The 14,629-nt window shown below is 37.4% G+C and carries 12 protein-coding genes; 5 read left to right on the top strand and 7 right to left on the bottom strand.

Features of this window, described 5'->3' with window-relative positions:
* Positions 1-39: 39 nt before the first annotated feature.
* A complete protein-coding gene (locus P7V56_RS08530; protein ID WP_171223234.1) occupies positions 40-567 on the bottom strand; it encodes an NUDIX hydrolase in 528 nt (175 codons plus the stop codon).
* A gap of 154 nt (positions 568-721) precedes the next feature.
* On the opposite strand from P7V56_RS08530, the gene P7V56_RS08525 reads away from it, so the two are divergent.
* The gene (locus tag P7V56_RS08525; RefSeq protein ID WP_171223233.1) at positions 722-1,294 is read left to right on the top strand and encodes a pentapeptide repeat-containing protein; all 573 of its coding nucleotides are present in this window, start codon (positions 722-724) and stop codon (positions 1,292-1,294) included.
* On the opposite strand, the gene P7V56_RS08520 is transcribed toward P7V56_RS08525, so the two are convergent.
* The 4 genes from P7V56_RS08520 to glyA all read right to left on the bottom strand — a co-directional run bounded on the left by P7V56_RS08520 (position 1,287) and on the right by glyA (position 5,778).
* Complete coding sequence (locus tag P7V56_RS08520) at positions 1,287-1,961, bottom strand: ABC transporter ATP-binding protein (RefSeq protein WP_171223232.1); 675 nt, start codon at positions 1,959-1,961, stop codon at positions 1,287-1,289. The two genes, P7V56_RS08525 and P7V56_RS08520, sit on opposite strands and share 8 nt — an antisense overlap.
* A 62-nt stretch (positions 1,962-2,023) precedes the next feature.
* On the bottom strand, positions 2,024-3,280 hold the full coding sequence (locus P7V56_RS08515; RefSeq protein WP_171223231.1) for an ABC transporter permease: 1,257 nt from the start codon (positions 3,278-3,280) through the stop codon (positions 2,024-2,026).
* The gene (locus P7V56_RS08510) at positions 3,280-4,371 is read right to left on the bottom strand and encodes an efflux RND transporter periplasmic adaptor subunit (protein WP_171223230.1); all 1,092 of its coding nucleotides are present in this window, start codon (positions 4,369-4,371) and stop codon (positions 3,280-3,282) included. The genes P7V56_RS08515 and P7V56_RS08510 overlap by 1 nt, the downstream gene beginning before the upstream one ends.
* Positions 4,372-4,503: 132 nt before the next feature.
* Positions 4,504-5,778 carry a serine hydroxymethyltransferase gene (gene glyA / locus P7V56_RS08505; RefSeq protein WP_171223229.1) on the bottom strand — a complete coding sequence of 425 codons (1,275 nt, stop codon included), beginning with the start codon at positions 5,776-5,778 and terminating at the stop codon, positions 4,504-4,506.
* Positions 5,779-5,887: 109 nt separating this feature from the next.
* Here glyA and fahA point away from each other — a divergent pair, with 109 nt between their 5' ends.
* From fahA to P7V56_RS08485, 4 genes are all read left to right on the top strand, one after another.
* A complete protein-coding gene (fahA, locus tag P7V56_RS08500; RefSeq protein WP_171223325.1) occupies positions 5,888-7,171 on the top strand; it encodes a fumarylacetoacetase in 1,284 nt (427 codons plus the stop codon).
* A 63-nt stretch (positions 7,172-7,234) separates the two neighbouring features.
* The gene (gene gcvT / locus P7V56_RS08495; RefSeq protein WP_171223228.1) at positions 7,235-8,320 is read left to right on the top strand and encodes a glycine cleavage system aminomethyltransferase GcvT; all 1,086 of its coding nucleotides are present in this window, start codon (positions 7,235-7,237) and stop codon (positions 8,318-8,320) included.
* Positions 8,321-8,322: 2 nt separating this feature from the next.
* Complete coding sequence (locus P7V56_RS08490; protein ID WP_171223227.1) at positions 8,323-10,350, top strand: S41 family peptidase; 2,028 nt, start codon at positions 8,323-8,325, stop codon at positions 10,348-10,350.
* A gap of 99 nt (positions 10,351-10,449) precedes the next feature.
* Positions 10,450-11,163 carry a YebC/PmpR family DNA-binding transcriptional regulator gene (locus P7V56_RS08485; protein WP_171223226.1) on the top strand — a complete coding sequence of 238 codons (714 nt, stop codon included), beginning with the start codon at positions 10,450-10,452 and terminating at the stop codon, positions 11,161-11,163.
* A gap of 244 nt (positions 11,164-11,407) precedes the next feature.
* Here P7V56_RS08485 and capA read toward each other — a convergent pair whose 3' ends face one another.
* Positions 11,408-12,448, bottom strand: coding sequence for a cysteate synthase (gene capA, locus P7V56_RS08480; RefSeq protein ID WP_171223225.1), 1,041 nt, complete (start codon positions 12,446-12,448; stop codon positions 11,408-11,410).
* An 80-nt stretch (positions 12,449-12,528) separates the two neighbouring features.
* Positions 12,529-14,625: a S9 family peptidase gene (locus tag P7V56_RS08475; protein ID WP_171223224.1), complete on the bottom strand. Its 2,097-nt coding sequence runs from the start codon at positions 14,623-14,625 to the stop codon at positions 12,529-12,531.
* Positions 14,626-14,629: the final 4 nt, after the last annotated feature.

Below are 14,629 nucleotides of genomic sequence, written 5' to 3'. Positions count from 1 at the left end.
AAATAACATTTTTAATATAGCAAAACCAACCCAAAAAGGTTAATTCAAAAGATATCGTTCTTGAATTACTTTCCGAATTGAAGCGAAACCAATAGCATTCAAATCAATTTGATTTCTTTTTATCCAAACTAAACCGTTAATTTCATCTTTAGCGGCTATCTGTATTTCGGCTCTTGTCAATGGACATTCATAAAAAATATCCATAGTTCGATAAGCTACCTTTTTGTACAAATAATCATTTGGGGAAGTGGTAATATACTTCAACGCTGAGGGCAAAATATCCAACCCTAATTCTTCTTTGATTTCACGACAAGCTGCTTCTTCCGCGTTTTCTCCCGGATCAATAAATCCTCCGGGTAAGTCGAGTTTTCCTTTATCGGGATTAACATTTCTTATGGTGAATAATATTTTATCTTCCAAAGTAAAAACAACTGCTACGGCTGCAGCAATATTATGGTACAACACAAAATCACAGTGCTTGCAGTGAAACTTAAAATTATTAGTATAATCAAAATCTTGCGAGCTGCAACTCGGACAAAACTTAAAAAATGTCTTTCCTTCTGTCATTTTGTAATGTTTTAAAAATGCTCTTTCCTAGCTCCGTAACAATCAAAAGTATTACTTTAGGCAATCGATAATTTTGCATGGCTTAAATTTTATCAACAATTGTTAACGATACTTTGTCCTATTATTTAGTAGATTTACCACTTATTTTTTTTAGATGGCATCAGATTATATTTTAGATCAAGAATTCCAATTCGACATCTTTGACGACGACAATACTAAGTACAAAGAATTTGAAAATTGCACGTTTCGACACTGTGATTTTACCAATTGTACTTTTAAGACCGTTTCTTTTGTGGATTGTAATTTCTTGGATTGCAATTTTAAAGACGCGAAAATCAATTATGTTTCTTTGCGTGGCGTTTGGTTTACCAAATGCAACTTCACCAATGTTAATTTCGCTATGACAGACCAAGTAATTTTTGAATTTCACTTCAAAGATTGTTTATTGGATTATGCCAAATTTTATGCTTTGAAAATGCGGAAAATGCAATTCATCAACTGCAGTATGATTTCGGTTGATTTTATGGCAAGTGATTTAACCGAAGTATTGTTTGACAATTGCAACCTGCGAAGAGCAGTTTTTATTGATACTATTGCCAATAAGGCCGACTTTTCAACAAGTTATGATTACGCTTTTGATCCCGAAAAAAATAAAATTAAAAAAGCTGTTTTTTCGGTTGATGGATTAAAAGGATTGTTAGAGAAATATGATATTGTAGTTAAATAATCATACCATCTTCCATGGTGATGGTTCTTTGTGTTCTTGAAGCAAAATCACTGTCGTGGGTAACCACCAAAAGAGTTTGATTGTGGTCTTGGGTCAAATGCTTAAAAATATCGAAAACAATATCACTGTTTTTCTTATCGAGATTTCCTGTAGGCTCATCGCCCATAATAATTAGCGGATTATTGATAAGTGCTCTGGCAATAGCTACCCGTTGTTTTTGGCCACCGCTTAATTGATTAGGCATTTTTAAGGCTTGCTCGTGCATGCCCAATGTTTTCAAATGCTCCATAGCGTTGTGCTCGATTTCTTCTTCCGAAAATTTATTGAGTTTCATTCCCGGTAACATGACATTTTTCAAGACATTGTATTCGGAAAGCAAGTAGTGAAACTGAAACACAAAGCCTATTTTTTCATTGCGGAGTTGGGCCAACTCTTGATCTGATTTTCCGGTAATCAATTCTTCATTGATGAACAACTGTCCTTCATAATCGGTATCCATTGTTGAAAGTAAATACAACAAAGTCGATTTTCCGCAACCGGATTTCCCCACAATCGAAACAAATTCACCGTGATTGATGCTCATATTGATAGCTTTTAAAACCTGAAACTGAATCGGGTCGTAAAAGTACTTGGTCAAACCTTTGGTTTCTAAAACTTTGTTGCTCATACTATATTTTTATAAATTTTAGCCACGAAAATTTATGCATACTTGTGTTTTCATGGCTATAATTATTTTCCTCTAATAATTTCTACCGGATCAATTTTGCTGGCTTTGAGTGCCGGAAACAAACCGGCGATAAAAGTGGTTACCAAAGCAAAGGCAATTCCGATGACATAAAACATCGGGTTGTAATTGATGGGATACGTTTTAATGGTTGGCAAAGCCGCGGTATTGAATGGAACAATATCAATAATGTTAGAAAAAACATAGCCGAAAAACAAGCCGAAAAGACCTCCGGTTATCCCAATAATCATAGACAGTGAGATGAATATCCACTTAACATCATTACCCGAAAATCCGGTAGCTTTGAGAATGGCTATACTGTCCATTTTTTCAAAAATCATCATATTGAGAATGTTGTAAATTCCAAATCCGGCGACTATCAGTAACACAATTCCAACGGCATATGATATTATACTTCGGATGGAACTACCGGTTTCAAATTGGGAATTGGTGGTTTGGTAATCAATAGTATCCAAATCGTAATTGACGGCAAATTCTTTGGCCAAAGTCGGTGCTATTGCAATATCATACGTTTTCACTTGAATATCGGTAATGTAATTGGTGGGTTCTCCCAAGATTTTTTGAGCGGTAACCAATGATGTATAACTCATAACATCATCAATTTCGGAGATGCCAACCTGAGAAATCCCTACAATCTTCAAGGTAGCTAAACTGCCTTTGGAAGTAGTCACTTTGATGACATCACCTTTCTCTAAAAGCATTTTATCGGCCAATCCTTTACCAATAATAATGCTGTTGTTTTGGAGCAAATCGGGCACTTCGCCTTCAATAATGTACTCACTGATTTTGAACAACTTTTCTTCTGCCAAAACATCTATTCCATTAATAACACCCGAAATTTCAATGGTTCCCGAATTAAAGAATACCGGCGCAGTTACTTTTGGCGCCACATCAATAATGCGTTTGTCCTGTTTTAAATCATACATAATCGACTTGCAATTGTAGATGGCTTTGCCTCTGTCTTTGGGTTTAACCGAAGCAATAAAATTGGTGTTGTCTTTGTGTTTTTCTGAATAAGAAATAGGTTGATTTTCAGATGGTTTTATTTCGTTATATAAACGAACATGTGGTGTTCTGTTGAGCATTAAACCATCGAGTAAATCATTCATTCCGTTCATAAAACTAACCAGTGTAATAAACATAGCTATTCCGAAAGTAACGCCGACAGCTGCCACAATGGTTTGCTTTAGACGCGCTCGCAACAAATGAATAGCAATATTTAAAATAAGCTTGAAGTTCATTACTTAGGTTTATAGATGGTTTCTCCAGCGGTCAATCCATCCAAAATTTCAACATGTCGGTAATCGCTTAGGCCAACTTTAACCTGACGTTTTTCATCTTTATTGACCAAAACATATTTGTTATCAATCAAATAGCTTTTAGGAATCGTCAAAGCTTCTTTTTTGGTTTGAATAATAATATTGGCTTCTGCCGTGAGATTTGGATACAACTTTGTCGGCGGATTGGTAAAATGAGCTTCGATTTTAAAGGTTCGGGAACGTACATCCATTATCGGATAGATTTTATCCACAGTAGCTTCAAAAACTTGCCCTTTGTAACTGTCCATGGTTACCGCTAGTTTTTGACCCAATTTTACCCGAACCATATCATTTTCATCCACATCCAATTCGAGTACATAAGTATTTTTCTCTCCGATTATGGCCAAAGGCGTTTGCGGATTTATCAAAGTACCTTCTTTGACCAAAACATCAAATAATTCTCCGCTGATAGCGCTTTTCACCGTAAAATCACTCTGGGATTTTTCATTGAGTTTAAGATTGATATTGCTTCTGCTCTGTTCGTTTTTCAATTGGGATTTCAATTGAGACAACTGTTTTACAGCGGCTTCGTAATTGGATTTCGAATTTTTATACGCCAGTTCAACGCGCTCATACTCTACTTCCGAAATCACATTGTACTGTTTGATGTTTTTATTTCTGTTGTAAACCGATTGATCTAAAGCCAATTTGTCTTTGGCCGCTTGAACTTTGGTTTCCATTTCGGCAATCTTATCCTGAATGTAGCGGTTGTTTTCATTGCTCAATTGGTAAGCCAATCGGGCATTTTCGGTATTCAACGCCGCTTTGTCACTTTCTATTTGAAACAAAGATTGTCCCTGAACAATTGTTTGCCCTGCCGAGACATTGATTTTTTGCAGCACGCCACTGACCGAAGCATAAACCGTATATTGATTTTCAGATTTCACGACACCCGAGGCATAAACGCTTTCGGTAATACTGCCTTTGGTGGGTTGGATTTCGCCATTGTCTTTTTGAGAACAAGAAACAATAAGGAAGATGTAGGATAAACAGAGAACTTTCAGCAATTTCATTAAACTTGGTATTTATGAATTTTGTCTTTCAAATTTACGACAATTGCCACGTTCAAAGCCTAACAATTATCATAAAAAAAACCTCCAAAAGCGAACTCTTGAAGGTTTGATTTTTATCAACATTGGAAGGAATTAATAAACGAAAATTGCTCTTTCGCTCATCATATCGTTTACTTCTTCTGCAATTTCTTCTAATAACTCATCATTAGTAGCATTTGTCAATACTCGGTCAATTAAATCCACTATAGTTTCCATATCGCTTTCCACTAAACCACGTGTGGTAATGGCAGGCGTTCCAACACGAATTCCTGAAGTTACAAATGGTGATTTGTCGTCAAAAGGCACCATGTTTTTGTTTACGGTGATTTCGGCTTTGCCTAAAGCAATTTCGGCATCTTTACCGGAAATATTTTTGTTTCTTAAATCAATTAGCATCATATGATTGTCGGTTCCGCCGGAGATTAAGTGGTAACCTCTTTTTACGAAAGCTTCTGCCATAGCTTTAGCATTTTTTTGAACCTGCATCGCATAAGTAAAAAATTCATCGGATAAAGCTTCGCCAAACGCTACTGCTTTCGCGGCAATGATATGTTCCAATGGTCCGCCCTGATTTCCCGGAAAAACCGACATATCCAATACGTGTGACATCATTCTGATTTCTCCTTTTGGCGTGGTTAAACCCCATGGATTTTCAAAATCTTTACCCATCATAATCATTCCGCCTCTTGGACCGCGTAAGGTTTTGTGCGTTGTAGTAGTTACAATATGACAATGCGGAATAGGATCATTCATCAATCCTTTGGCAATTAAACCCGCAGGATGCGAAATATCCGCTAATAATAATGCCCCAACACTGTCGGCAATTTCTCTGAAACGTTTAAAATCCATATCACGAGAATAGGCCGAAGCACCTGCAATAATCATTTTAGGTTGCTCTTGTGTAGCTATTTCTTGAATTTTATCATAGTTCAAAACCCCGGTTTCTTTTTCTACTCCGTAAAATACAGGAGAGTACAATTTCCCTGAAAAGTTTACCGGTGAACCATGGGTTAAGTGTCCGCCGTGAGACAAGTCGAAACCTAAAATTTTATCACCCGGTTTTAAACAAGCGGCAAAAACAGCCGTGTTGGCCTGTGATCCTGAATGTGGTTGCACATTTACATACTCAGCACCGAATAAAGCTTTTGCTCTATCGATGGCGATTTGTTCGATTACATCTACTACTTCGCAGCCACCGTAATATCGTTTGCCCGGATAGCCTTCTGCATATTTATTGGTTAATACCGAACCGGCGGCTTCCATTACTTGATCACTTACAAAGTTCTCAGAAGCAATTAGTTCTATTCCTTGGATTTGTCTTTCTTGTTCTTCAAGAATTAAGTCAAAAATTTGTTCGTCGCGTTGCATTTGAAATTATTTCGTTAAATTGAGGTCAAAATTACGAAAATCGTTTGTTAAATTAATAGTTAATGATATATTTGATTGCTAAATTTTCAACAACTAAATCAACACAATGATGCCCAATACAACTAACAATCCCAACCGAAAATCATGGCTTAATGTGCCGACCGACAGTGACTTCCCCATTCAGAATATCCCTTTTGGTGTATTTCTGACTAAGGAAGACGTAATTACTATCGGCACAAGAATTGGCGATTATGCTATCGATTTAGGTGCCTTGCAACAGTTAAATTATTTTGAAGGAATTGATTTGACTGACGATATGTTCATGCAAGACACGCTAAATGATTTTATTTCGGACGGAAAAAAAACATGGCGCTTAGTCAGAAACCGTATTGGAGATATTTTTGACAGCAATAACCCAAAACTAAGAGATAATCCGGAGCACCGAGAAATAGTGATTTTTAAAATGGAAGAAGTAGAAATGCAACTTCCGGTATTGATTGGTGATTATACTGATTTTTATTCGAGTAAAGAACACGCCACTAATGTAGGTAAAATGTTCCGCGACCCGGCGAATGCCTTGTTGCCAAACTGGCTACACATACCGGTTGGATACCACGGAAGAAGTTCTACCATTATTCCATCGGGAATTCCGGTTCACCGACCAATGGGTCAAACCCTACCCAATGGTGAAACTACCCCTGTTTTTGGTCCGTCACGCTCAGTCGATTTCGAATTAGAAACCGCTTTCATTACTACCGATGCCAATATCATGGGCGAAAACATTCCGGTAACAGAAGCTGAAGATTATATTTTCGGTATGGTTTTACTCAATGATTGGAGCGCACGTGATATCCAAAAATGGGAATATGTGCCACTCGGGCCTTTCTTAGCCAAAAACTTTGCTTCGTCAATTTCTCCTTGGATTGTTACTATGGATGCTTTGGAACCTTTCCGTTGCAAAGGACCTAACCAAGAACCTATGCCGCTTCCCTATTTACAACAAAAAGGGAAAAATGCTTTCGACATCAATTTAGAAGTCTATATAGAACCTGAAAATGTGGAACCGACTTTAGTTTCAAAATCAAACTTTAAGTACATGTATTGGTCCATGTCACAACAATTGGCACATCATACTTCAAACGGTTGTCGCGTAAATTCGGGTGATATGATGGGTTCAGGAACCATTTCGGGACCGACACCGGATAGCTTTGGCTCTATGCTGGAATTGACTTGGGGCGGAAAAAATCCAATTACCATGAATGATGGTTCGGAACGCAAATTTATCAACGATAACGATACGGTAATTATGAAAGGATACTGCAAAAACAGTTCTATTCGTATCGGGTTCGGAGAAGTAGCCACCAAACTTTTACCGCCATTTGTTAGAAAATAATTTTTAATGACAATTACAATATCAAAATTTAAAACAAACAACAACAACACAATTTAATTGATAATGAAAAACACAGCTTTAACACACGTTCATGAAAGTTTAGGAGCCAAAATGGTACCGTTTGCCGGATACAACATGCCGGTTCAATATGAAGGTGTGAATGCCGAACATGAAACCGTAAGAAATGGCGTGGGCGTTTTTGACGTGTCACATATGGGAGAATTTTTGCTTACGGGAGAGAATGCTTTGGCACTGATTCAAAAAGTAACATCTAATGACGCTTCGGTATTAGAAATCGGGCGTGCACAATATTCGTGTTTACCTAATAACGATGGTGGAATTGTAGACGATTTAATCGTTTACCGTATGAAAGAAGACCAATATTTATTGGTAGTAAACGCTTCTAATATTGAAAAAGACTGGAATTGGATTGCTTCGCACAATGACTTAGGTGTCGACATGAAAAATATTTCTGAAGACTATTCTTTGTTGGCCATCCAAGGACCAAAAGCCGTAGAAGCCATGCAATCGCTAACTTCAGTGGATTTATCGGCTATTAAATATTACCATTTTGAAGTCGGCCCGTTTGCCGGGATTGAACATGTCATTATTTCTGCCACAGGTTATACCGGTTCTGGCGGATTTGAGATTTACTGTAAAAATTCAGACGTTGAACAAGTTTGGAACAAAGTATTCGAAGCCGGCGCTGCTTTTGGCATTAAACCAATTGGCTTAGCAGCACGCGATACCTTGCGTTTAGAAATGGGATTCTGCTTGTATGGAAATGACATCAATGATACTACTTCTCCATTAGAAGCCGGTTTGGGTTGGATTACCAAATTCAACAAAACCTTCACCAATTCGGAGAATCTTTTAAAACAAAAAGAAGCCGGTGTTAGCCGCAAACTAATTGGTTTCGAATTAGTAGAAAGAGGCATTCCGCGTCATGATTACGAAATTGTTGATGCTGAAGGTAATAATATCGGAATTGTAACTTCGGGAACTATGGCACCATCTTTGGGGAAAGGAATCGGAATGGGTTATGTTAAAACTGAGTTTTCAGCGGTTGACAGCGACATCTACATCCAAATCAGAAACAATAAAGTAAAAGCAAAAGTGGTTAAATTACCCTTTTATAAAAAACCATAAATGTGACCAAATTTCTTGTAGCAGCGAGTTTATTCCCTTTCCTTCTTTTTGGACAAACCGAAAAGAATCCTTGTGAAACTTTATCAAAAATCAACTTGCTTATTCAGGAAAACCACTATAAACCTAAACCGGTAGACGATAGTTTATCGGTTTATGTTTTTAAAACATTCCTCAGTCAATTAGACGAAGAAAATCGCTTGTTTATTGAGCCCGAAATCAAAGCGCTTCAAAAGCACGAACGCAAAATCGATGATTATCTCAAGGAAAATAATTGCAGCTTTTTAGACGATTTTTATACAGCTTACTCCAAAACCATCACAAGATACAAAGTACTATTGGCGGCTATCAAAAAGGAACCTTTCCCGTTAAACAGTGCCGAAAAAGTACAATTCTCCAAAGAGGCTTTTCCTTATGCTAAAGAAGAAAAAGAGTTAAAACATTTATACAAAAAAAGGTTACTCTATAATATACTTCGGGATGTGGCCGAATTGAGCACCAATAAAGATTCGCTTACCGCTAATTTTGAAAAATTGGCCGCAGCTAGTAAAACTAAGGTTTTTGAAAAAAGCGAATGCAAAATTCACAGTTACGAGATGAGTAAAGCCGAGTTCAATTCGGTTTTCTTTACCGTTTTTTGCTCTTATTTTGATCCGCATACCGAATATTTTTCCCAAAGCGAAAAGTCGTCCTTTTACTCCACGGTGAGTTCCGACAACCTTACTTTTGGGCTCTACCTTTCTACCAATGAGAATGACGAAATGACTGTAGACGATATTATTCCGGGAAGTTCGGCCTACTTTACCGAAAAAATCAGCAAAGGCGATACCGTATTAAAAGTCAAATACAAAAACGAAGAATATGAAATTGCCTGCTCTTCGATGAAAAAAATTGATGAAATCATTACTTCAAACGAATACAAAACTGCCGATTTCACCTTCAGAAAAAAAAGCGGTGAAACCTTCAGCGTTCAACTGAACAAAAAGGTAATGAAAGATTATCAGAATAATGTATACAGCTTTAAATTAAAAAAAGAAAACAGCACATTTGGTTATATTCGAATTCCAAGTTTCTATGCCACTTTTGAGAATGGAAAATCGAGTGTCAGCGGTGATGTAGCCAAAGAAATTTACAAACTGCAACAAGACCGAATCGACGGATTAATTATTGATATAGAAAACAACGGCGGCGGTTCTATGGAAGAAGCCATTCGCCTTTCGGGTTTATTTATCGATGCCGGACCGTTGGCTGTAATGAACAACAATAAAAACAAAAAAGAAATTCTCAAAGACATGAATCGCGGTACTATTTATAATGGTCCGATGATTGTAATGATCAATGGTTTTTCAGCTTCGGCCAGTGAATTTTTTGCCAATGCCATGCAAGATTACAGTCGCGCCTTAATTATTGGAAACCGGTCTTTGGGCAAAGCTTCTATGCAGCGAATATTTCCGTTAAACAGTGAAAACGATGAGTTTTTAAAACTGACTTTAGAAAAATTTTACCGCGTTACCGGAAAAAGCAACCAATACAGCGGCATTATACCTGATGTAGAAATTCCGGTTTTGTTTGACAAACAAATGCCACGGGAAGACAGCAATAAAACCGCTTTAAAAAACGATGAAATCGGCATCAAGGTCAAATACAATCGTTTGGCCAACGAGCGCATAAAAACCAATGTCATCAATTTAAGTCAATACCGAATTGACAATGACAAATTAGCTTCAGATATTAAAATACTCAATGCGAAAATAAATCCGCTTTACGAAAACGACTTGCCTCCGATACCACTCCAGTTTTCGGCCGTTTTTGATGATGTAGCTAAGATGAATTTACTTTGGAAAGAAATCCAGTCTACCAACGAAAGAACTTATCCCATAGCTGTGGAGCAAAATTCAACCGATGATGAATACCAAAAATACGATGACTATTTAAAAAGCTGCAACATCGAAAGAATCAAAAATATCAAACAAAACTATCATATTTTGGAAGCGCTCAATATTCTAAACGATGTTAAAAACTTCAAACCATAACCAAAGTAAAGGAACATCATTTACAATGATGGTTTTGTTTGCATTAATCGAATAAACCCTTATTTTTGCAATCATAAAAAACAAAACATTCTGTCAGAAATGGGAAGAGCATTTGAATTTAGAAAAGGAAGAAAAATGAAGCGTTGGGCAGCCATGGCCAAAGCATTTACGCGTATCGGAAAAGATATCGTTATGGCGGTAAAAGAAGGCGGGCCAAACCCCGAAGCCAACTCACGTTTGAGAGCTGTAATGCAAAATGCCAAAGCAGCGAACATGCCCAAAGAAAACGTAGAACGCGCCATCAAGAAGGCAACTGATAAAGATACGGCCAACTATAAAGAAGTGTTATTTGAAGGTTATGCACCGCACGGAATTGCCATCTTAATCGAAACTGCTACCGACAACAACAACCGAACAGTAGCCAATATTCGCAGCTATTTCAACAAATGTAACGGAACTTTAGGAACGCAAGGCTCGGTAGAATTCATGTTCGATCACACTTGCAATTTCCGCATCCCGGCAGCCGGTCAAGACGTAGAAGAACTAGAATTGGAAATGATTGACTTTGGTGTAGAAGAAATTTTCGCCGATGACGAAGACGGAATCGTAATGTACGCGCCGTTTGAAAGTTTCGGTGCCATCCAAAAAGAATTGGAAAACCGCGGTTTGGAGATCTTGTCCTCGGGATTTGAAAGAATTCCTCAGATTACCAAAGAACTGACGGAAGATCAAGTGGCCGACGTAGAAAAACTATTAGAAAAAATTGAAGAAGACGATGATGTGATGAACGTATATCACACCATGCAAGAATAATATTAGCTATTAAATTTAGGTATTAGATAGAAACGCTAGGCATTTGCTTGGCGTTTTTTGTTTTTAGGAGCAGAACATTTTGGGTTTCTTTGACTAATGCTCCCGCTATCCGCGCTACATGGTAGCTTGCTTCTATCGGGGCTAAAATGACGAATCTATTTCAATATAACCGGATGACTTTAATCTGTTCAAAAAAAAACGCCAAGCAAAGCTCAGCGTTTTCTATGTCTTAAAGTAATTCTAATTACTTGATAAATTCAATTTTTTGTGCTTCTTCGGCATTTACACTATCAAAGAATCCTTGCTCATTCATCCAATCATCACTGTACACTTTACTCATGTATCGAGAACCGTGATCCGGGAAAATGGCGATTACATTGCTGTTTTCATCAAATTCACCTTCTTCGGCATATTGCTTAATGGCTTGCATAACGGCACCCGAAGTATAACCAACAAACAATCCTTCTTTTTTAGCAATTTCACGAGTAGTATGCGCACTCTCTTCATCGGTCACTTTCATGAAATGATCAATGGCATCAAAATCAGTAGCAGTTGGAATTAAATTTTTCCCTAAACCTTCAATTCTGTATGGGTAAATTTCTTCAACATCAAACTCTTTAGTTTCGTGGTATTTTTTCAACACCGAACCAAAAGCATCAACACCTAAAATTCTGATATTCGGATTTTGTTCTTTTAAATATTTAGCAGCTCCTGAAATGGTACCACCGGTTCCGCTACAAGCAACTAAATGAGTAATTTTACCATTAGTTTGTTCCCAAATTTCCGGACCCGTTGACTTGTAATGGGCATCAATATTCAATTGGTTAAAATACTGATTGATGTATACCGAACCTTTGGTTTCTTCATGCAAACGTTTGGCAACGTTGTAGTAAGAACGTTCGTCATCGGCAGAAACATGTGCCGGACAAACATATACTTTGGCGCCTAAACTACGCAACATGTCAATCTTATCTTTGGAAGATTTTGAACTAACGGCTAAGATACAGTTGTACCCTTTAATGATACTAACCATGGCCAAACTAAAACCGGTATTCCCCGAGGTAGTCTCGATGATAGTATCACCGGGAGTTAGAATACCTTGTTTTTCCGCTTCTTCAATAATATATAACGCAATTCTGTCTTTGGTGGAATGACCAGGGTTGAAAGCTTCAACCTTAGCATAAAAATTTCCGGGTAAAGATTCTGTGATTCTGTTCAATTTAATAAGAGGTGTATTTCCTATTAAACTTAGTACATTATCGTGAGCTTTTATATCTTCTTTCATAAAATAAATTAGTCAAGGCGTAGTTATGAAGCCTTTTTTACAGACTTCCAAACGTTGCAAATTTAATAAAATATTTTAAACTATCTTTTTATTCCTTCTAAATCTAACAAAAAACTATATTCTTTAGCGATTTCTTTAATGGCTTCAAACCTTCCCGACGCTCCGCCATGACCCGTATCCATGTTGGTATCCAAATATAACTGATTATTATCTGTTTTTAAAACCCTCAATTTGGCAACCCATTTCGCCGGTTCCCAATATTGTACCTGTGAATCGTGCAATCCCGTAGATACGTACATATTCGGATAATCTTGTGCAGTCACATTATCATAAGGCGAATAAGAAAGCATATAATCATAATATTTCTTTACATTAGGATTGCCCCATTCGTCGTATTCACCCGTTGTTAGCGGAATGGTATCATCTAACATGGTGGTCACCACATCTACAAACGGCACTTGTGCGATGACTCCATGGTACAAAGATGGTGCCATGTTTACCACTGCACCCATTAATAAACCACCGGCCGAACCACCTTCGGCATACAAATGTTGTGGTGAGGTATACTTATTGTCAATCAAAAATTGAGAACAATCAATAAAATCCGTAAACGTATTTTTCTTTTTTAACAACTTGCCGTCTTCATACCAGCGTCGGCCTAAATCTTCACCACCGCGAATGTGTGCAATGGCAAAAACAAAACCCCTGTCCAAAAGCGATAATCTGACAGAAGAAAAATAGCAATCCATTGTCACACCATAAGAACCATAGGCATACAAAAGCGTTGGGTTATTACCGTTTTTCTCAATCCCTTTGAGATAAACCATAGAAATCGGGACTTGCGTTCCGTCTTTGGCCGTGGCCCATAGCCTTTCTTCTGTGTAATTGTTTTTATCAAATTGACCGCCTAAAACTTCCTGTTCTTTCAAAACCGTTTTGGCTTTGGTCTTCATATTGAAATCAATGACCGAAGAAGGTGTGGCTAACGATTGAAAACTGTAACGAAGAATCTCGGTGTCAAAATCGAGATTGGTGGTCGTGTAAGCTGTATAAGTTTCACTGTCAAAGGGCAAATAGTATTCACCTACTCCATTCCACGGCATAATTCGAATTTGGTTCAAACCATTGAAACGTTCAGTAACGACTAAATAATCCTTGAAAATATCAATATCTTCCAATAATACTTCTTCTCTGTGCGGAATGACATCTACCCAATTTTCCTTTGATGTAGCGTTTTCAGGTGTTTTCATCAACTTAAAATTGGTTGCTTTATCTTTATTGGTTACCACATAAAAATGGTCTCCAAAATGCGACATAGAGTATTCCAAGCCACGAGTTCTTTTCTGAAAAACAGTAAACTTCGCATCAGGTGTAGCCGATAAAGCCATGCGGTATTCAGTAGTCATTGTACTGTTAGAATTGATGATGATATATTTCTTCGACTTCGATTTATAGACCGAAACATCAAAAGTTTCATCTTTTTCAAAGAAAACCAACACATCTTCATCAGGATTGGTTCCGATTTTATGTTTGTAAATCTTATCCGGACGCAAAGTTTGTTCGTCTTTGCGTGAATAAAATAAAGTTTGGTGATCACTCGCCCAAGTAGCACCTCCGGTAGTATTTTCAATCTTTACCGGAAGAATTTCCCCGGTGACTAAATTCTTTATTTGAATTGTATATTGTCTTCTCGACACCGTATCAATACCAAAACTCACCCAAACATTGTCTTCACTCACACTCAATCCGGCCAAATTGAAATAAGCATGTCCTTTGGCCATTTCGTTACAATCGAACATAATCTCTTCCTGGGCTTCCAAACTACCTTTTTTACGAGAATGAATGGGGTAATCTTTGCCTTTTTCAAAACGCGTGATATAGTAATAGCCATTATAGAAATAAGGAACCGATTCGTCATCTTCCTTGATTCGGACTTTCATTTCTTCAAATAAATCTTTTTGGAACTCTTTGGTATGCGCAGTCGATTGACGGTAATATTCGTTTTCCTGATTGAGATAATCAATCACTTCCGGATTTTCTCTTTGGTTTAACCAATAATAATTATCTGTTCGAACATGTCCGTGTTTTTCCAACGAGTGTGGAATTATAGTAGCTTTTGGCGGTAATAATGTCGTTTTGGGCATCGATGTAATTTTATCAATTACAAAAATAACCATACTT

Origin of the sequence: Flavobacterium sp. IMCC34852 (genome assembly GCF_030643905.1) — a bacterium.
GTDB lineage: Bacteria > Bacteroidota > Bacteroidia > Flavobacteriales > Flavobacteriaceae > Flavobacterium > Flavobacterium rivulicola.
This window is presented reverse-complemented; position numbering and strand designations above follow the sequence as displayed.